We start from the raw sequence: 18,444 nt of genomic DNA, 5'->3' as shown, positions 1-18,444 counted from the left end.
CGGTCGCGCATCGGCGGGCGGGATGCGCCACGCCCCCGTGCCGCCGGCCTTCCGCATCGACGGCGCCGCGTCCCGTTCGCTCGGCGTCAGTTGCTCGAGCACCCTCCGCAACTGCTCGAACTGCACGAGCTGGAACTGCACGAACTCGACGAACTGCAGCTCGACGACGAGCAACTGCTGTCGGACCCGTCGAACGAACCGCCGCCCGCTTTCGCCGCGGCGAGCGACGACATCCGCGATGCGGCCAGCACCGTGCCCGAATACGCCGACCACGCGGTGCCGGCCAGCGCGCCCGCGCCGAACAGCGCGGCGGTCCAGAGCAACGGGTCCGGATCGTCGCGCTCGGCACGACGTGCCCCGTGGGTTCCCTCCGCGTCGCGTGCCGGGTGCGGATCGCGCCCGGCCCGCGGATCGTGCGCGATCCGGCGCGCGAGCAGCGCGGCGCGCCCGGCCGCCGTGGGGCCGCCCCGCCCGAAGCCGGTCAGCCGCCGCGCAACGATCCGGTACGCGATCGCGAACACGGCCATGCAGATGACGAGCAGCAGCACGGGCCGCCCGCGGCTCAGGCCGACCGCCAGCTTTGCCGCACCGGTGCCGAGCACGAGCAGCACGATCGCGCGCGCGGCCAGGCGCGACACGCGCAACTCGCCGGGCGCCCAGAGCCAGCCCTGCGCACGCATCCCGTCGGCGACCTCCTGCGCGTACCTGGCAAGCCGCTCGCGAAACACGCCGTAGCGGACGGTGCCGGACGGTTGCTCCTTGAGCCACGCGCAGTGGTCGTCGTGCCGGCCCGCCCGGTCCGGATCCGCGATCTTCACGTAGCCGCCCTGCCGCGGAACGGTCCACAGATCGACCGCGCCCGCATGCGCGAGCGACATCGTCACGACCTGCGCAACCCGTGCTTCGCCGCCGGTGAGATAGGCGACTTCATCGGCGCTCAGGTCGGACGCGCCCTTGCGCGTACGCCGGCCCCAGCGGCGGACGCGAAATTCGACGGCCTGGAGCACGACGATCAGCAGCAATGCGACGACGCAGGCCGGCACGTAGAACGCGAGAAACTGCGGGCCCGTGTAGTTCAGCACGTCGAGGTCCTGCGCCGACGCGCAGGTCGCGGCGACGCTCGCGGCAGCCGCCGGCCACACGCATTTCGGCAGCAGGTTGCGCCACGCGCGGCGCGGCGCCGCGACCGCCGCGGTATCCGCGTCGGCCTGCCGTGCTCCGGCCTCGGCCGGCCGGTCGGCGGGGCGCGGCCAGATCGATGCCGGCGGCTCGCTGCCGAACAGCCGGCGATAACTGTCGAGCGTGTCGCGATAGCGCTGCGCGTACACGCGGCCCTCGTCCGGCGCGCCCGTGCCGGGCATGTGATGCAGCCGCGCACGCAGCACGCCGGCGCAGAAGACATCCCAGTATTCGAGCGTGTATTGCAGGTGGAAATGCCACGCGGCATCGACCGCGACCGACGGCGTGACCGGATGCCCGGCCGCCTGCGCGAGAAACGCGAAGCGCTTGTATTCGTCGATCACGGCGAGCACGTGGTCGTGCGTCCAGCCTTCGGCTTCGGCGAGGCGCCGGCTGTACGGCAGCGGCGCGTCGGGATCGTCGGGGGAATACGCGTGCAGACGCGCGAGCAGCGCCTGCTGCGCATCGGTCAGCGCGCAGGCATCGACTGCGGTCGAGGGTGTCGGAATGGCAGCCATCGGGAGTCGGCGCGATGCGCGGACGGCCGCCGCGATCGACGCTTGGAGTGGTCGTTACGGGGATTCTCGCACAGCGGCAAGTACGCCGGCATGCCCGCGCCGAACCCTCACGTGGCGGCAACGGCCCGGCTGGGATCGAACCAGCAACCCCTGCCTTCGGAGTTTTACCTACGCCTGCCCGCCCCTTGCCCGGCAAGGCCCCGCAGGCCACGCGCACGGCAAAACCAAGGCTGCGCAAGATCGATCAAGGCCGCCCCGGCTCACCCAGGCTGCAATTCCGCTGCACGGCACGCATGGCACCCGCCCGCGAGCATCACGCGCCAGTCCGTCAAGCGTAAAGCGCGATGCGCGTCGCGCCACGCGCCGCGCTGCGTGTCCGGGCGAACCACGCACGCACCTCGTTGAACCCCGCCTCGCGAAGCTCGACCATGAGAACCCTCTTCACCGCCTCACGGCTCGAGACCTCGCCATGGCAAGCAGCACGACTTCGACACGCCTTCGCGGCGCGCCGGCCGGCATCGCCGCCGGCAACCAGCCCCTTCCGCACCGGAGGGTCCAGCCATGATCGCGCGCGCATTGCAGGGCGACACGGTCGACGCGCTGTGCTGGCGTCACTACGGCCGGACCGACGGCACCGTCGAGACCGTGCTCGAGGCCAACACCGCGCTCGCCAGCCTCGGCGTCGTGCTGCCCGCCGGCACGCCCGTCTACCTTCCGCCGTTCGACACCGTGACGAGCGCACGGCCGTTGCTGCACCTGTTTGACTGACCCTGGAATCGCCGTCATGGCCGAACCGAACCTCACCACCGCCGCCATGCTGTCCGCCGCGATCGGCGTCGCCGGGCTCGCGCCCGGCATCGACGGCAACGCGTTGATCGGCGCGTTCACGGGCGCCGCGCTCGTGGTCGTCACCTCGCAGGAGATCGGCGTCGCACGGCGTGCCGCCTACCTGCTGATCTCGCTCGTGATGGGCTATCTCGCCGCGCCCGAAATCGTCGGCGCCACGCCGATCCGCTCGACCGGCGTCGCCGCGTTCTTCGCGGCCGCGCTCGTGATCACCGTCACGCTGCAGCTGATCGAGCGGATCAAGACGCTGGACCTGCTCGCGCTGTTCCGCAAAGGGGGATGACATGCATCTCCCGTTCGCGCTGATCGCCCTCTGCGCACACGTCGCGGTGCTCGTGCGGGTGCTCACCTATCGACGCAACGGCGCGCGGCACCGGCGCCACGCATCGTGGTTCGCGTGGCTGCTCGTCGCCGTCGCCGGCGGCGCGTCGATCGAGTTGCTGCTGCACACCGGCTCCGTCGGCTTCTTCGACGCGGCCACCTCGGTATTCCTGGCGATGTTCGTCTGCGGCACGCGCGGCAACGTCGCGCGCCTCCTGAGGAGTGAATGAATCATGAAAACCCGCCGACTCGGCGACCACGGCGACGACGTGGGCCTGCTGCAACGCCGGCTGCTCCGCGCCGGCTATGCGGTGCCGGTCACGCACCTCTATGACACGGCGACCGAAGCCGCCGTCATCACGCTGCAACGCAAGACCGGCCTCGTCGACGACGGCATCGCCGGCCCGAAGACCTATGCCGCGCTGGCGACCGGCGTGCGCGATCCGAAACACCTGGCACTGGCCGACCTCGAACGCGCCGCGCGCACGCTCGACGTGCCGCTCGCGTGCATTCGCGCGGTCAACGAGGTCGAGTCGCGCGGCGCCGGCTTCCTGACCGACGGCCGGCCCGTCATCCTGTTCGAACGTCATGTGTTCTGGAAGCGGCTGCAGGCGCGCGGCATCGACCCTGCGCCGTTCGCGGCCCGGCAGCCGGACATCGTCTCGCGCACACGCGGCGGCTATCGCGGCGGTGCCGCGGAATACACGCGCCTCGCCGCGGCCGAGTCGATCGATGCCGGCGCCGCGTGGGAATCCGCGAGCTGGGGATCGTTCCAGGTGATGGGTTATCACTGGGCACGCCTCGGCTATGCGGGCATCGACGAATTCGTCGCCTGCATGGAAAGCGGCGAAGCGCAGCACCTCGACGCATTCGTCCGCTACATCGCGGCCGACGACGCGCTGCGCCGCGCACTCGGCGCACGCCAGTGGGCCGCATTCGCACGCGCGTACAACGGGCCCGACTACGCGGCGAACCTCTACGACGTCAAGCTCGCGCGCGCCTTCGACCGCTATGCGTCGCAACCGGCTGCGCCGACGCAGGCCGCACCCGGGCCGGCCGGCGCCGCGCGCCTTGCATGAACGGCCTCGCCGCGAAATTCGCCGCCGGCGGCGTCGCGCTGGCCGCGTGCGCCGTCGCGGCGCTGTACCTGCATGCGTTGCGTGCGGATCTGGCGACCGCGCAACGGCGACGCGTCGATGCGCAACAGGCGCTCGCCGCGCGCGACGGCGTCATTGCGCGCCTGCAGCAGGATGCCGCCGCCCGCGCGCGGCAGCAGGCGCGGCTCGACCGCTCACACACCGCGATCGCGTCAAAGCTCGACGCCATTCGACTTGAAAACCGGAGATTGACCGATGAAAACGCCGCGCTTCGCGCCTGGGCTGACACTCCTTTGCCTGATGTCGTTGTCCGCCTGCAAGCCAATCCCGCTCTCGCCGGCGCCGACGATTATGTCGAACACGTGCCAGACGGTGACACCGTGCACGCTGCCGATGCTCGCGCCCCGCACCAACGGTGAGCTCGACGGCGCGCTCACGCTCGCCAAGGCGGCCTGGGCGGCGTGCGCGGCAACCGTCGACATGATCGCGGCGTGCCAGGCCGGCACGTCCATTCCCGACCACGGAGCGCATCCGCATGATTAAGCCCGACAGCCTGCGGCGGGCCCTCGTCGCCGCCATCCCGTCGCTCGCCGCCGAACCGGGCGCGCTGACCGTGCTCGTCGAGCAAGGGTCGATCGCGACGACCGGCACGCTGACGCCGTCGTTCGAATACCGGTATACGGCGCACGTCCTCGCGACGAACTTCTCCGGCGACACCGATCCCGTATTCGTCGCACTGGTCGAGTGGGTGCGCGCGAACCAGCCGGATCTCGTGACGAACCCGGCCGCGCGGGCAAGCGGCATCACCTTCGAGGTCGGCATCCGCGACCCGGCGGCGCTCGACCTGTCGATCCGGCTGGCGCTGACGGAAAGCGTCGCCGTGACGACCGGGCCGGACGGCCGACACGTGATCGCGCACGTCGACGACACACAGGTCGATCCGGCCGATACCCTCACCTGGGTCGCGCTGCCGCAGATCCGATGAACCCGGCGGGCGCCGGCCCGCCTTCCTGCCGCAAATCGCGCACGCGTCGCCTTTCGCCGCCGCGGCCACCGCGCGTCGCAGCCGGCCGCTTCGCCCGAGGCGACGGAGCGGCACGCCGCGATCAAGACGCCGATCGTCCGGTCGCGCTTCCCCTGCGAATCAGCCCGCGTCGACGGCGCGCCTGTCGCCGACGGCGACGTCCACGACACCGTCGCCATGCGGCACGCGTCCCGACCATCCGTCGGCGCTGCGCGTCCACGCGATCCGCCGGACCACCGCGCCACGTCCTTCCGTTCCCGCTTCGATCGGCTCACGCATTCCCGCCTCTCGGCAGTCTCGCCGGCACGCACGACTCCATCCTCACGCAAACCGGTGCTGCGATTGTCGACGCTCGTCTTCGTGCCGGCATCCGGTGCGTGCTGTCTTCGTCGCGACGACACAGGCGATCGCTCGCGCCGCGAGCGCCCGGTCGGCACCATGAATGCATGGACGCTAATGAAATTCAACGGCAGGCACGCAACGCGGTGCGCAAGGGAACGATCCTCACGGTCGACCATGCGGCAGCGTTGTGCCGCGTCTCGGTCGGCGACGCCGAATCCGACGGCAGCGGACTGCAGACCAACTGGATTCCGTGGGTCGCCGGCACCGCCGGCGGAACCCGCGACTGGCTGCCGCCGACGCCCGGCGAACAGGTCGTGCTGCTCTGCCCGATGGGCGACCCGGCACAAGGTGTCGCGCTGCGCGGCGTCTATTCGAACGCCGCACCGGCGCCGGCCTCGAGCCCGGATACCCATGCGCGCGTCTACCCCGACGGCGCAAGCATCACGTACGACCACGCCGCGCATGCGCTCACCGCCGAGCTGCCCGCCGGCGCGACCCTGCGCATCGTCGCGCCGGGATCGGTCGTCGTACAGACCCGGGACGCAACCGTGCAGGCCGAGCGCATCACGCTCGACGCACAGCAGACGACCTGCACCGGTGCGATGACGGTCAAGGGCCCGTTCGCGTTCGAATCGGGCATGACCGGCACGGGCGGCGCCGGCGGCGGCGCCACGATGCAGATCGACGGCGCGGCCACCTTTACCCGCGAAGTGACATCCCAGGGCATCAGCCTCCCGCATCACACGCATCGCGAACAAGGCGATGGACAACTCGTGAGCGCACCGCAATGAAAGGCATGAACGCGAACACCGGCCGCTCGATCTCGGGCCTGGACCATTTCTACCAGTCGATCGGCAACATCGTGACGACGCCGCTCGCGTCGTGCGTGAAGCGCCGCACATTCGGCTCCGAGCTGCCCGACCTGATCGACGCGCCGGGCAACGGCACCGTGCGCACGCGGCTGTATGCAGCCGTCGCCACGGCGCTCATGCGCTGGGAGCCGCGCCTGACACTGACCCGCGTCGTCCTCGCCGCGGACGACGCGAACGCGGCTGCCGGCTCGCTCTATCTCGACATCGAAGGCTGGACCAACGAAAGCGGCACCGCCGTGTCGACCCGCGTGCCGGTCGCGAACGGGAGCGCGGCATGAGCGTGACGCCGATCGACCTCTCCCAGCTGCCGTCGCCCGACGTCGTCGACACGATCGACTACGAGACGTTGCTCGCCGCGCGCAAGGCCCGGCTCGTGTCGCTCTACCCGGCTGCCGAACAGGCCGAAATCGCCGCGACGCTCGCGCTCGAGTCGGAGCCGCTCGTCAAGCTCCTGCAGGAAAGCGCGTATCGCGAGATCGTGCTGCGGCAGCGCGTGAACGACGCCGCGCGTGCGGTGATGCTCGCGTATGCGATCGGCACGGACCTCGACCACCTCGCGGCGCTGTTCGGCATCCGGCGCCTGACGATCTCGCCCGCCGATCCGGAACACGATCTCGCAGCGGTGATGGAAAGCGACACCGACCTGCGCGCCCGCACGCAGCTCGCACCGCAGAGCTTCTCCGTTGCCGGCCCCGAAGGCGCGTATGTCTCGCACGCGCGCAATGCGGACGGCCGTGTGCTCGACGCCTCGGCGATCAGCCCGGCCCCGTGCGAAGTCCTCGTCACGGTGCTGGCGCGCGATGGCGACGGCACGGCGGCTCCGGCGTTGATCGACGCCGTGGCGTCGGCGCTGCAGGCCGACGACGTGCGGCCGCTGACCGACAAGGTCACGGTGCGCGGCGCCGAAATCCTGCGCTACCAGGTCCGCGCGCGGCTGGTGTTCTTCGCCGGTCCGGACCGCGCGGTGGCGCTCGCGCAAGCCAACCGCGCGATGAAGCAATACACCGAATCGATGCACCGCCTCGGGATGGAAGTCACGCTCGACGGGATCTACGCGGCCGCCCGCGCGGCCGGCGTGCAGAAGGTGATCCTCGAAAGCCCGCTCGCCGGCCTGCCCGCGAGCAAGCAGCAGGCGCCCTACTGCACCGGGATCGAACTGATCGATGGCGGGGTGTACAGCAATGATTGACATCCTGCCGCCGAACGCGACGCGGCTCGAGCGCCGGCTCGCCGCGACGAACGCCCGGATCGACGACGTGCCGACGCCGCTCGCGACGCTAACGAGTCCGGACGCGATCCGGTCCGACCTGCTGCCGTGGCTCGCCTGGCACCTCGGCGTCGATGCGTGGAAGGACTACTGGCCCGAGTACGTGAAGCGTGCCCGCGTCGGCCAGGCGATTCCGATCGCCCGCCGCAAGGGCACCGCGGCTTCGGTGCGCGAAGTCGTCGCGACCTTCGGCGGAAACATCGTCCTGCGCGAATGGTTCGAGCAGCGCCCGCCGGGCCCGCCCGGCACGTTCGACCTCGTGATGACGGTCAGCGCACAGGAAGGCGAGCCGCCGACCGCCGCGTACGTTGCCGACATCCTCGCGGAAATCGACCGGACCAAGCCGGTCCGGGCGCACTACACGTTCACGCAGGGCTTCGAGATGCGGTGCCGACAACCGGTCGGCGCTGCCGCGCGCGTGGCGGCCTATCGCCGCCTGAACCTCACCGACTACTGATCGCACATGGCAACCCAGATCATCATCACCGACGCCGGCCGTGCCGCGCTCGTCGCCGCCGGCAACGGCGGCACGAATGCCCACCAGGTCGTGGAAATCGGCCTGGCGAACGCGCCGTTCGTCGCCGACAAGGGGCTCACGAAGCTGCCGAACGAGCTCAAGCGGATCAAGTCCTTCGGCGGCGCCAACATCGCGCCGGACACGATCCACACGACACTGAAGGACGACTCCGCGGACCAGTACTCGCTCTACGGGTTCGGCCTCTATCTCGAGAACGGCGTGCTGCTGGCCGCGTATGGCCAGGCGACGCCGATCATGGAGAAGTCGCCGGCCGCGTTGCTGCTGCTGTCGTCCGACATGCAGTTCACGGCGATCGACGCAACGAAACTCGTGTTCGGCGACGCATCGTTCCTCAATCCGCCTGCGACCACCGAGCGGCAAGGCGTGGTCGAGCTGGCGACGCAGGCGGAAGTGAACGCGGGCAGCGACGACACGCGCGCAGTCACGCCGAAGACGGCCGCGACACGATACGCGGCGTTGAGCGGCGCGACATTCACCGGCCCGGTCATCACCGATTTCGATGCGGGTCCGGAAACCGCGCATGTGTTGGTTCGCCCTCCGTCGGGCAAGAACGGCCGTGAAAGCCGTGTACGCCTGCATGGCACGTTCGGCGGCAACCACGCCGATACCGGGACGCGCCTGATCGCCACGATCCGCTCCGGCTTCGACAACGGCGCCTGGGGCCGCGAGTACGTGGACCTGTGGCTCAACCGTACCGGCAACGATAACCAGGTCGACGCGAACCAGGCGCGCGCCCTGCGCATCGCCTACGGCGGCCGCGTGCTGGTGGGCGACGTCAGGAACGACGACGGGAATTCGCGCCTGCGGGTCGGCGGCGATATTGCGGCCGAAGGCACGAGCTATGCGAAGGCGGCGTCGATCGACGGCGGTGCCGGCAACTTCTCCACGCTGTTCTTTACCGACGGCGGCAAGATCCGCTGGTCGCTGTTCAAGCGCGATGGCGTCGCAACGGGCGGCAACGGCGGCAACAACTTCGGACTGAACGCGTTTGCGGACGACGGCGCCACGCAGTTCTCCGCGTTCCGCGTCGACCGCGGCACCCAGACGTTTTCGGTCGCGAAGCGTCTGACCGTCGGCGATGTCGGCGACGACGGCAAGAACGCGCTCCAGGTCGGCGGAAACGCAGCCTTCAAGGGCGGGTTGACCACACGCGAAATGGACGTGAACGGCGCCCATTTCCGTGCGATCTCCAACGACTACGGCGCCTTCCTGCGCAACGACGGCACGAACGTGTATCTGCTGTCGACGAACAAGGGCAATCCGGAAGGTCAGTGGAACGATTTCCGCCCGTTCGCGTGGTCGCTCGCCGACGGGATCGTCCGCATCAGCGACAGCGGGGCCTTGACGAACATCGGCGGCGATCTCGCCATTGGCAGGAATACGAACGAAGGGCACATCCGGCTGGGGCCGGTCGACGGTCACTTCTACGCCAACGCCCATTCGGTCGGCTGGTGGGGTCAAGCAGACTCGTTCCAGTACATCCTGGACGATCACACCTTCCGCATCAACGGCAATCCGGTATGGCACTCGGGCAACCTGACGCCGCTCGATCGCACGAAGGGCGGCACGATGTCGGGCGATCTCTGGTTCGATCCGGGCAAACGGATCTACCTGTCCGAAGGCAGTGCGCAGGCACCGTCGCTCACCTTCATCAACGACGGCGCGCCGGACACCGGCCTGTACCACATCAACGACGGTTCGTTCGGCGTCACGTGCAACGGCATTCCGCAGGTTTCGTTCACGCCGGGCGGAACGACCTTCCAGACGCCCGTGAAGGGCCCGACACCCGCGGCAGGCGACCGCTCGACCTCGCTCGCCACGACCGAATGGGTGCTGGCCGCCCTCTCGAAGGCGACGGTCGGCCAGATCGTATTCGAGCCGCGCACGCTGCCGCGCGCCGGCTTCCTGAAAGCCAACGGCACCCTCGTCAATCGTGCGGACTATCCGGCCCTGTGGGCGTATGCGGAGGCCAGCGGCACGCTCGTCTCGGACGACGAATGGCGCAACGAGCGCTGGGGCTGCTTCTCCACCGGCGACGGCTCGACGACGTTCCGCCTTCCGGAACTGCGCGGCGAATTCATCCGCTGCTGGGCCGACGGCCGCGACGACATCGACCCGCAACGCGCCATCGGTACGTATCAGGCCCCCCAGAACCGATCGCATGCGCACGGCGCGAGCGCGGCCGCGGTCGGCGACCACGCGCACTCCGCATGGACCGATGCACAGGGCTGGCACGGCCACCACGGCTGGACGGCCGGCGTGGGCGATCACCAGCACGTGTCGCCGTGGGGCGAAAGCGTCTCCGTCTACCGCCCGCCATGGGGAACCTGGGGCGCGGCCAACAACACGGGCTCCGGCAGCAGCGACGGCGACAACGTGTGGGGGATGACGAGTCCGGCTGGCGGTCACAGCCACGAATTCAACACGGAAGGCGCCGGCAATCACGGCCACAACGTCGGCATCGGCGGCGCCGGCAATCACAGCCACGCCATCACCGTCAACGCGGACGGCGGGAACGAAGCACGGCCGCGCAATATCGCGCTGCTCGCGATGATCCGCGCTTACTAACTCTCGGACTTCAACCTATGTTGATTCACCACTACAACTCACAGACCGGCGAATACCTGAGCAGCAGCCAGCCCGACGCCGATCCGCGCAACGCCGAACGCTGGCTCGTTCCGTCATGGGCCACGTTCGACGAGCCGCCGGCGCGTACGCCGACGACCTGGCCGTTCTACCGCGACGGCGCGTGGGCGCTGCGGCCTGACTTCCGCGGCCGGATCTGCTATCGCACCGACACCGGTGAAGCCGTCGAAATCGCGACCGCCGGCAAGACGCCCGACGAGCTCGGCCTGACGACCGAAGCGCAGCCGTCGCCTCGCCATGCGTGGATCAACGGCGCGTGGGTCATCCCCGCCGCGCTGCTCGAGCGCGAGAAACGCGACGCCGCGATGGCCGAGTTCGAGCGCCGGCTGGACGCCGCGCGCAAGGCCAACGCCGGCAAGGCCGATGCCTACGCGGCAGGCCTGCTCGACGACGAAGGCATCTACTACTTCAAAGCCTGGTCGGCCTACCAGATGGCGCTCGTTTCGGTCATCCAGGCCGACACGTTCCCCGATGCGGTGACGTGGCCGGCAACGCCCTCGCCGTACGTACCGCCTCCGCAGCCCGAGCCGAAACCGGAGCCGACGCCGACGCCGAAGCCGGAGCCGACGCCCGAGCCGACGCCCGAGCCGAAGCCCGAGCCGAAACCGGAGCCGACGCCGGAGCCGGAGCCGAAGCCCCAGCCGGACGAGCCAAGCGCACCTGCAGCTCCGGTCGCGGACCCCGCGGCCTGATCCGCACGGGATTCCTCCCGTTCTCTTTCATCTGCACACAAAGGAGCCACACACCATGCCGCAGGATTATCACCACGGCGTACGCGTCATCGAAATCAACGAGGGCTCGCGCCCGATCCGCACCGTGTCGACGGCTGTCGTCGGCATCGTCTGCACGGCGTCCGACGCCGACGCCACCGCATTCCCGCTCGACACGCCGGTTCTTCTGACCAACGTCGTTGCCGCACTCGGCAAGGCCGGCACCAAAGGCACGCTGCGCCGCACCCTCGACGCGATCGGCCGGCAGACCAAGCCCGTCACGATCGTCGTGCGCGTCGCCGAAGGCAAGGACGCCGCGGAAACGACGACCAACGTGATCGGCGCCGTCACCGCCGACGGCAAGTACACCGGGATGAAGGCGCTGCTCGGCGCGCAGGCGCGCTTCGGCGTGAAGCCGCGCATCCTCGCGACGCCGGGCCTCGACACGCAACCCGTCGCCGCCGCACTGGCGTCGATCGCGCAATCGCTGCGCGCGTTCGCGTATGTCTCGGCCAACGGCGCCAAGACGAAGGAGGAAGCCGTCGCCTATCGCAAGCAGTTCAGCCAGCGCGAGCTGATGGTGGTCTGGCCGGACTTCCTCGCGTGGGACGACACGACCAACAAGACCGTCGTCGTGCCGGCCACCGCGTATGCGGCCGGCCTGCGCGCGAAGATCGACAACGACACGGGCTGGCACAAGACGCTGTCGAACGTCGGCGTGAACGGCGTCACCGGCATCAGCGCCGACGTGTCGTGGGACCTTCAGGATCCGGCGACGGACGCGGGCTTCCTGAACGAGCAGGACGTGACGACGCTCGTGAACCGCAACGGCTTCCGCTTCTGGGGTTCGCGCACGTGCTCGGACGATCCGCTGTTCGCGTTCGAGAACTACACGCGCACCGCGCAGGTCATCGCCGATTCGATCGCCGAAGCGCAGATGGCCATCATCGACGGCCCGCTCAACCCGTCGCTGCCGCGCGACATCATCGAAACGATCAACGCCAAGTTCCGCGAATGGATCTCGCAGGGCTACCTGATCGGCGGCTCGGCCTGGTACGACCCGGAGCCGAACACGACGGACGTGCTGAAGTCCGGCAAGGCGTATCTCGACTACGAATACACGCCGGTTCCGCCGCTCGAAAACCTGATGCTGCGCCAGCGCATCACCGACCGTTATTTCGCCGATTTCGCCGCGCGCGTGAGCGCGTAACGACCGGCCTCACCAGGAGTCAAACACGATGGGTATGCCTCGCAAACTCAAGGGATTCAACCTGTTCCAGAACGGCGAGAACTTCGTCGGCCAGGTTGTCGAAGTCACGCTGCCGAAGCTCACGCGCAAGATGGAGGACTACCAGGGCGGCGGCATGAGCGGTCCGATCAAGATCGACTTCGGGCAGGAAGGGATCCAGCTCGAATGGACCTGCGGCGGCTTCATGCGCTCCGTGCTCGGTCAATACGCGATCACGAAGCACGACGGCGTGCTGCTGCGCTTCGCCGGCGGCTATCAATCCGAGGATTCGACCCAGGTCGACGCGATCGAGATCGTGATCCGCGGCCGCCATAGCGAAATCGACCCGGGCACCGCGAAGTCGAAGGAAGACACCGCGTTCAAGGTCACGACGGTCGCCAGCTATTACAAGCTGTCCGTGAACGGCCAGGACGTGATCGAGATCGACTTCGTCAACATGATCGAGAAGGTCAACGGCAACGACCTGTTCGCGGCGCTGCGCAACGCGATCGGGCTGTAATCCGCCGCCCGGCCGGTTACGCCGGCCGGGCCGGCCCGCGCCCTCCCCCCGACAGATCACACACAGGACCACCATGAATCCGATGCAACCCGACGCCGCCGCGAACGACCTGCAGGCCGATGCGCCCGCCGTGGCCGCCACCGCGACGCCCGAACAGGACGATCCGGCCACCCACACGCTCGATACGCCGCTCGTGCGCGGCAACCAGACGATCACGTCGATCTCGCTGCGCAAGCCGAAATCGGGCGAACTGCGCGGCGTGTCGCTGTCCGACCTCGTCAGCCTCGACGTGGCTGCACTGTCGAAGGTGCTGCCGCGCATCAGCTCGCCGATGCTGACCGAAGCCGACGTCGCCAACATCGACCCGGCCGACCTCGTGCAACTGGGAGGCATCTTCGCCGGTTTTTTGATGCCGAAGGCCGTGAAATCCCGACTGGCCTCCCAGACCGCATAGAAGACCCGATGGCGGACATCGCGACGGTGTTCGGCTGGACACCGCCCGTGATGGACGCCTTCAGCCTGGCCGAGCTGATGGACTGGCGCGAGCGCGCGCGAGTGCGTGCCGGCGCCCAATGAGCGAAACGATCGACGATGGACAACACCACGAAACTGCGCGTCATGTTCGACATGGTCGACAACATGACGAAGCCCCTGCAAATGATGCTGACCGGCAACCGGGGGCTGGCCGATTCGCTGCGGGCCACCCGCCGCGAGCTGGACGACATGGCGAAGACGCAGAAGCGCATCAGCGAGTTTCGCGACCTGCGCAGCGGTGTGGCGCGAACGGCGACCGACCTCAAGGCGGCGAAGATGCGCGCCGGGGAGCTGCGCGTGTCGCTGCGCGAGTTCGGTCCACCGTCGCGCCAGATGATCGACGACTTCGCCAGGGTACAACGCACCGCCACGGATCTGACGGCCACGCAAGGCAGGCAGGTCTCGCGCATCCGCGAACTGCGCACCCAGCTCGTCGGCGCGGGCATCGACACGCGCCATCTCGACCAGCACGAATTCGCGCTGGCCACGAACAGCGCGCGACGCAGGTCGAAGATGACGGCCGACACGGACGCGTTCGACGACGCGCGCCGCAAGCGCGCCGAAGCCAGGCGCGCGAAGATCGACGCGCTGAGCGGCATCGGCGAGAAGTGGGCGAAGCGCGGCGAGTCGGTCAAAAGCGTCGGCAAGAACATGCTCGGCATGCTGTCCGATCCGCTCGACGCCGCGAAGCAGGCCGAAAGCGAAACGCTGCGCATGCGTGCGCAAGGCGCATCGGCCGACGCCGTGAAGTTCGCGCGCGCGCAGCAGGCCCGGGGTCAGTCGACCGTCGACAACCTGGCGCTGATGCGCGAATCGCTGACCGCGCTCGGCGGCGACGAACAGCATGCGCGGGTCGCGCTGCCGCTCATGTCCTCGATGAAATTTGCGAACGAGGCGCTGTACGGCAAGGACGACGCGAAAGCGAACGTCGACAAGTTCATGAGCATGCTGAAGGTGATCGACCTGCGCGGCGGCACGAAGAGCGAAGCGGCGTTCGGCGCCGAAGCGAACATCGTGCAGAAGATGCAGACGGCGACCGGCGGCAAGGTCAGCGGCGACGAGTGGAACAACTTCGCCGAATCGGGCGGTAACGCGGCGAAGAAGTTGCGCACGGACGCGTTCTATTACCAGATGCAGCCGCTCATCGAGAAGCTTGGCGGCAAGTCGGCCGGCGCAGGCCTGGCCGCGCTGTCCGGCAGCGCGCTCGAGGGCAAGGCGACCGCGCTCGCCGCGCAACGGCTGGCGGCACTCGGCCTGGTCGATCCGAAAGGGCTCACGCACCGGAAGAACGGTGCGATCGGCGGGCTCAAGCCGGGCGCGCTGGCAGGCAGCGACATGCTGCAGGCGTCCCCGTTCGAGTGGCTCGAAAAGGTGCTGCTGCCGAAGCTGGCCGCCAAGGGGATCACGCGCCCCGACAAGGTAAAGGCCGAGCTGGCGAAACTGTTTCCCGACAAGGCCGCGGGTAACCTGCTCACGACGATGTACGACCAGCGCGAGCAGATCCACGACACCGAGCGGCAAAGCGCCGCCGCCGACGGCATCACCGGAATGCGGGCGAAGGCCGCGGATTCGACCGCGGGCCGCGAGCTCGCCGTGCTCGCGCAGTTGCGCGACCTGAAGCTCGAGATCGGCGAGAAGATCACGCCGATGTACAACGCGGCGCTGGACGTCACGGCCACCGTGCTCGGGAAGATCGTGAAGTTCGTGCGCGAACACGGCACGGCCACCCGCATCCTCGTCACGGCCTTCGCAGGGCTGAGCGGCGTCCTCACCGTTGCCGGCACGCTGGCAAGCGTCTTCGGCAACGTGCTCGGGTCGGTGAACGTGCTCCGCTTCGCGACGTCGATGGTCGGCGCGTTCAGGCTTGTCGGGCAGGCATTCATGCTGCTCGGCCGGCTCGCGCTGGCGAACCCGCTGCTGGCCGTGATCACGCTGATCGCCATGGCCGCCCTCTACGTCTGGCAGAACTGGGACACGCTCGGCCCGAAGTTCCTCGCGCTGTGGGAAACCATCAAGGACGCGTTCGGCGCGGCCAGCGACTGGATCACCGCAAAATGGGACGCCACCGTCGAGTGGGTGAAGACCGCGCTCGGCGGCATCGGCGACTGGTTCGGCGACCTCGGCACGCGCTTCCAGGAAATCGGCGCCAGCCTGGTGTCGGGGCTCGTCGATGGCATCAAGAGCCGCTTCGCCGCGCTGAAGGAGACGGTCGGCGGCCTGGGCAGTTCGATGCTCGGCTGGGTCAAGGAAAAACTCGGCATGCAGGCTTCGACCACGCCCGACGACGGCACGGCAGGCGCAGCCGCCGGCGCCCCGTCGCTCATGACCCGCACCGCCGCCGCGCTCACGACCACCGCCGCGCTGGTCGGCCCGCCCGCGTTCGCCGCGAGCCCGGCGATCGCCGCTGCCGCCCCGCTCGCGCGCTACAGCGTGTCGCTCGACTACCGCCCGCCGCTCACGACGCCGGCCGCCGCTGCCAGCAGCGCCGCCCCCGCGGCCGGCCCCGTCACCATCAACATCGCGCCGCCGCCGGGCGCCGATGCGGCCGAGATCGCGCGCATGGTGCGCGCCGAGCTCGAACGCGCCGAACGCGCGAAGGCGTCGCGCGCCGGCTCGCGCCTGTCCGATTGATCGTTCGTTGAAGGAAACCCGCCCATGATGATGTCGCTCGACCAGTTCGTTTTCAGCCTGGCGACCACGCCTTACCAGGAGCTTCAGCGCCAGCGCAACTGGAAGCACCGCACCAGCTCGCGCATCGGCGTGCGCGACGCGAGCCAGTTCACCGGCGCCGGCGACGACACGATCACGCTCACCGGCATCGTCGCGCCCGACAACGGCATCGGCGAGATCGCGTCGATCGACGCGCTCGCCCGCATGGGCGACGCCGGCGACGCGTACGTGCTCGTCGACGGCAACGGCAACGTGTACGGCGCATACGTCATCGACAGCCTCAACGAAACGGCCACGTATCACACGAAGGAAGGCATTCCGCGCAAGATCGCGTTCACGCTGACGCTGAAGCGCGTCGACGACGGCGTGCTCGCCGAAGCGCAGCAGGACGACGAAAGCGGAGCAGCCGAGCAATGAGCACGCAGGAACGCAAGCCGGGCGACGCGCAGGCCCGCGCGGGCCGCGTGCAGCCGCAGGCCGACTATCGCATCACGCTCGACGGCCGCGACCTGTCGCGCCTGATCGCGCCCAACCTCATCAGCCTGTCGCTGTCGGAATCGCGCGCGGACGAGGCCGACATGCTCGACCTGGTGCTCGACGATGCACAGGGCACGTTCGCGATTCCGAAGCGCGGCGCCAGCATCAAGCTGTCGATCGGATGGGTCGGCGAACCGCTCGTCGACAAGGGCGCGTTCACGGTCGACGAAGTCGAGCACAGCGGCGCACCGGACGTCATCACGATCCGCGCACGCTCGGCATCGATGACGAACGACATGCACGAACGCCGCGAAAAAAGCTGGCACCGGCAGACGATCGGCGCAATCGTGCGAACCATCGCCGCACGCTATGGGCTCACGGCCGCCGTCGACGCGACCCTCGCCGCGACGCGGATCGACCATGTGGACCAGACGCAGGAGTCCGACATGTCGTTCCTGACGCGCCTCGCCAGGCGCTACGACGCGGTGATGACGGTGAAGGACAAGCACCTGCTGTTCACGCCGATCGGCAGCGGCAAGACGGCCGGCGGCAAATCGCTCGACGTGCTGGCGATCACGCGCGCGAGCGGCGACCAGCATCGCTATCACGTCGCGCAGCGCGACAGCTACACGTCGGTGCGCGCGCACTATCACTCGAACGGCAGCGCCAAGCGACTGTCGGTGGTCGTCGGCGATGCCAAAGGCAAGAACGCCAAGGTACTGCCCGAGGATTATGCGACCGAGGCCGAGGCCCGCGCGGCCGCGCAGGCCGACTATGCGCGCACGCAGCGCGGCCAGTCGACGCTGAGCTATACGCTCGCGCTCGGCCGGCCCGAGCTGTTTCCCGAGATGCCCGTCACCGTGACGGGGTTCAAGCCGGACATCGACAACACACCGTGGCTGGTGAAGAAAGCGACGCATACGATCGGCGAAGGCGGGTTCACGACCGCGCTCGAACTCGAAGTGCGCGACGCGCCGAAGAAACAGTCCCGCTCCGGCAAGCGCTGACCGGCGGGCCGGCGGCGGAACGGCCGCCATGCGCGATCGCACGTCGTCGATCGCGGCGGCGCATTCGGGATTTCGGCGGGATGGGAGGCGAGGCAACGCGCGGGAGGCGCGGCTCGGATTCGCTGCGGCGGCCGGAGCGAATGCCGGCCTGCGAGGATCAGGGGTGGTCGCGGTTCAGCTCGATTGCTGACGCCCGCCGAGTGTCATGCGCACGTCGCGCGCGTCGCCGCATTGCTGCAAGGTGGCACGCGCATCGCGCAGATTGGCCATCGCCTGCAGCGCGGCCTCGAGCACCTGCCCGACCGACAGCATCGCGTTGTCGATCGCGGCGTGCGCGTCGGCCCGCTCGTCGTCGGTCAGGTCCGAACGATATCGCGGCGGGCCCATCGTCAATCCACGCGCGTCCGCGCGATGGTCGGCATGCGCCGACGCGCCGATCGTCCCGTTGTCGTGCTTCCTGTTGGTGTCCATTTTTCCGGTCTCCGCAAACTCAGTCATCAACCGGGGGCCGCCTGACACGACGAGGCGCCTCGGAACGCCCCGCCGCCAGCTCACCGGCTTTCAGAATGCTAAACCAATACTGTATGGATATACAGTGTTTCGTCCGATTTTATCCGATGCCCTTGCGCGGTGCGCCGAGGGCGCCGC

Annotated in this window: 23 protein-coding genes; 20 read left to right on the top strand and 3 right to left on the bottom strand. The window is 69.1% G+C overall.

The window, feature by feature from the left end; translation table 11 throughout:
- Positions 1-86: 86 nt before the first annotated feature.
- Positions 87-1,697 carry a TIGR04222 domain-containing membrane protein gene (locus ACWMMN_RS00885; RefSeq protein WP_486422904.1) on the bottom strand — a complete coding sequence of 537 codons (1,611 nt, stop codon included), beginning with the start codon at positions 1,695-1,697 and terminating at the stop codon, positions 87-89.
- A gap of 561 nt (positions 1,698-2,258) precedes the next feature.
- On the opposite strand from ACWMMN_RS00885, the gene ACWMMN_RS00880 reads away from it, so the two are divergent.
- From ACWMMN_RS00880 to ACWMMN_RS00850, 7 genes are read left to right on the top strand one after another with little or no spacing between them, the layout of a single operon-like run.
- Positions 2,259-2,465, top strand: a complete 207-nt coding sequence (locus ACWMMN_RS00880; RefSeq protein ID WP_486422903.1) for a tail protein X — start codon at positions 2,259-2,261, stop codon at positions 2,463-2,465.
- 16 nt (positions 2,466-2,481) lie between these two features.
- The gene (locus ACWMMN_RS00875) at positions 2,482-2,826 is read left to right on the top strand and encodes a putative holin (RefSeq protein WP_059232721.1); all 345 of its coding nucleotides are present in this window, start codon (positions 2,482-2,484) and stop codon (positions 2,824-2,826) included.
- A 1-nt stretch (position 2,827) separates the two neighbouring features.
- Positions 2,828-3,094: a phage holin family protein gene (locus ACWMMN_RS00870; protein WP_486422902.1), complete on the top strand. Its 267-nt coding sequence runs from the start codon at positions 2,828-2,830 to the stop codon at positions 3,092-3,094.
- 3 nt (positions 3,095-3,097) lie between these two features.
- Complete coding sequence (locus ACWMMN_RS00865; RefSeq protein ID WP_486422901.1) at positions 3,098-3,943, top strand: N-acetylmuramidase domain-containing protein; 846 nt, start codon at positions 3,098-3,100, stop codon at positions 3,941-3,943.
- Entirely contained in the window at positions 3,940-4,380 is a 441-nt protein-coding gene (gene lysB / locus ACWMMN_RS00860) for an Rz-like lysis system protein LysB (RefSeq protein WP_486422900.1), read from the top strand. The genes ACWMMN_RS00865 and lysB overlap by 4 nt, the downstream gene beginning before the upstream one ends.
- The gene (gene lysC, locus ACWMMN_RS00855) at positions 4,262-4,504 is read left to right on the top strand and encodes an Rz1-like lysis system protein LysC (RefSeq protein ID WP_226196743.1); all 243 of its coding nucleotides are present in this window, start codon (positions 4,262-4,264) and stop codon (positions 4,502-4,504) included. Before lysB ends, lysC begins: the two co-directional genes overlap by 119 nt.
- On the top strand, positions 4,497-4,946 hold the full coding sequence (locus ACWMMN_RS00850) for a phage tail protein (protein WP_486422899.1): 450 nt from the start codon (positions 4,497-4,499) through the stop codon (positions 4,944-4,946). The genes lysC and ACWMMN_RS00850 overlap by 8 nt, the downstream gene beginning before the upstream one ends.
- Before the next feature lie 159 nt (positions 4,947-5,105).
- On the opposite strand, the gene ACWMMN_RS00845 is transcribed toward ACWMMN_RS00850, so the two are convergent.
- Complete coding sequence (locus ACWMMN_RS00845; RefSeq protein ID WP_486422898.1) at positions 5,106-5,264, bottom strand: hypothetical protein; 159 nt, start codon at positions 5,262-5,264, stop codon at positions 5,106-5,108.
- Between the two features lie 167 nt (positions 5,265-5,431).
- Here ACWMMN_RS00845 and ACWMMN_RS00840 point away from each other — a divergent pair, with 167 nt between their 5' ends.
- The 13 genes from ACWMMN_RS00840 to ACWMMN_RS00780 all read left to right on the top strand — a co-directional run bounded on the left by ACWMMN_RS00840 (position 5,432) and on the right by ACWMMN_RS00780 (position 17,796).
- A complete protein-coding gene (locus ACWMMN_RS00840; RefSeq protein ID WP_486422897.1) occupies positions 5,432-6,118 on the top strand; it encodes a phage baseplate assembly protein V in 687 nt (228 codons plus the stop codon).
- Entirely contained in the window at positions 6,115-6,477 is a 363-nt protein-coding gene (locus ACWMMN_RS00835) for a GPW/gp25 family protein (RefSeq protein ID WP_174993408.1), read from the top strand. Before ACWMMN_RS00840 ends, ACWMMN_RS00835 begins: the two co-directional genes overlap by 4 nt.
- Positions 6,474-7,388 carry a baseplate J/gp47 family protein gene (locus ACWMMN_RS00830; protein ID WP_059232729.1) on the top strand — a complete coding sequence of 305 codons (915 nt, stop codon included), beginning with the start codon at positions 6,474-6,476 and terminating at the stop codon, positions 7,386-7,388. Before ACWMMN_RS00835 ends, ACWMMN_RS00830 begins: the two co-directional genes overlap by 4 nt.
- Positions 7,381-7,923, top strand: a complete 543-nt coding sequence (locus ACWMMN_RS00825; protein ID WP_059232730.1) for a phage tail protein I — start codon at positions 7,381-7,383, stop codon at positions 7,921-7,923. The genes ACWMMN_RS00830 and ACWMMN_RS00825 overlap by 8 nt, the downstream gene beginning before the upstream one ends.
- A gap of 6 nt (positions 7,924-7,929) precedes the next feature.
- On the top strand, positions 7,930-10,572 hold the full coding sequence (locus ACWMMN_RS00820; protein WP_486422896.1) for a phage tail protein: 2,643 nt from the start codon (positions 7,930-7,932) through the stop codon (positions 10,570-10,572).
- Positions 10,573-10,589: 17 nt separating this feature from the next.
- Positions 10,590-11,342, top strand: a complete 753-nt coding sequence (locus ACWMMN_RS00815; RefSeq protein WP_486422895.1) for a tail fiber assembly protein — start codon at positions 10,590-10,592, stop codon at positions 11,340-11,342.
- Between the two features lie 55 nt (positions 11,343-11,397).
- Positions 11,398-12,570: a phage tail sheath protein gene (locus ACWMMN_RS00810; protein ID WP_486422894.1), complete on the top strand. Its 1,173-nt coding sequence runs from the start codon at positions 11,398-11,400 to the stop codon at positions 12,568-12,570.
- Positions 12,571-12,598: 28 nt separating this feature from the next.
- Positions 12,599-13,108, top strand: coding sequence for a phage major tail tube protein (locus tag ACWMMN_RS00805; RefSeq protein ID WP_059232734.1), 510 nt, complete (start codon positions 12,599-12,601; stop codon positions 13,106-13,108).
- 73 nt (positions 13,109-13,181) lie between these two features.
- Positions 13,182-13,562, top strand: coding sequence for a phage tail assembly protein (locus ACWMMN_RS00800; RefSeq protein WP_059232735.1), 381 nt, complete (start codon positions 13,182-13,184; stop codon positions 13,560-13,562).
- A gap of 8 nt (positions 13,563-13,570) precedes the next feature.
- Complete coding sequence (locus ACWMMN_RS00795) at positions 13,571-13,684, top strand: GpE family phage tail protein (RefSeq protein WP_006484104.1); 114 nt, start codon at positions 13,571-13,573, stop codon at positions 13,682-13,684.
- A gap of 15 nt (positions 13,685-13,699) precedes the next feature.
- Positions 13,700-16,273 carry a phage tail tape measure protein gene (locus ACWMMN_RS00790; protein WP_486422893.1) on the top strand — a complete coding sequence of 858 codons (2,574 nt, stop codon included), beginning with the start codon at positions 13,700-13,702 and terminating at the stop codon, positions 16,271-16,273.
- Positions 16,274-16,297: 24 nt separating this feature from the next.
- On the top strand, positions 16,298-16,729 hold the full coding sequence (locus tag ACWMMN_RS00785; RefSeq protein ID WP_059232737.1) for a phage tail protein: 432 nt from the start codon (positions 16,298-16,300) through the stop codon (positions 16,727-16,729).
- Positions 16,726-17,796 (top strand): phage late control D family protein, encoded by a 1,071-nt coding sequence (locus tag ACWMMN_RS00780; protein ID WP_486422892.1) that lies wholly within the window; start codon positions 16,726-16,728, stop codon positions 17,794-17,796. The genes ACWMMN_RS00785 and ACWMMN_RS00780 overlap by 4 nt, the downstream gene beginning before the upstream one ends.
- A 174-nt stretch (positions 17,797-17,970) precedes the next feature.
- On the opposite strand, the gene ACWMMN_RS00775 is transcribed toward ACWMMN_RS00780, so the two are convergent.
- Positions 17,971-18,267: a hypothetical protein gene (locus ACWMMN_RS00775; RefSeq protein WP_059232739.1), complete on the bottom strand. Its 297-nt coding sequence runs from the start codon at positions 18,265-18,267 to the stop codon at positions 17,971-17,973.
- Between the last annotated feature and the right edge of the window lie 177 nt (positions 18,268-18,444).

The organism is Burkholderia cepacia complex sp. TUM26381, from assembly GCF_057439935.1.
Note: the sequence above shows the minus strand (reverse complement) of the source record. Positions and strands in the feature narration are given on the sequence as shown.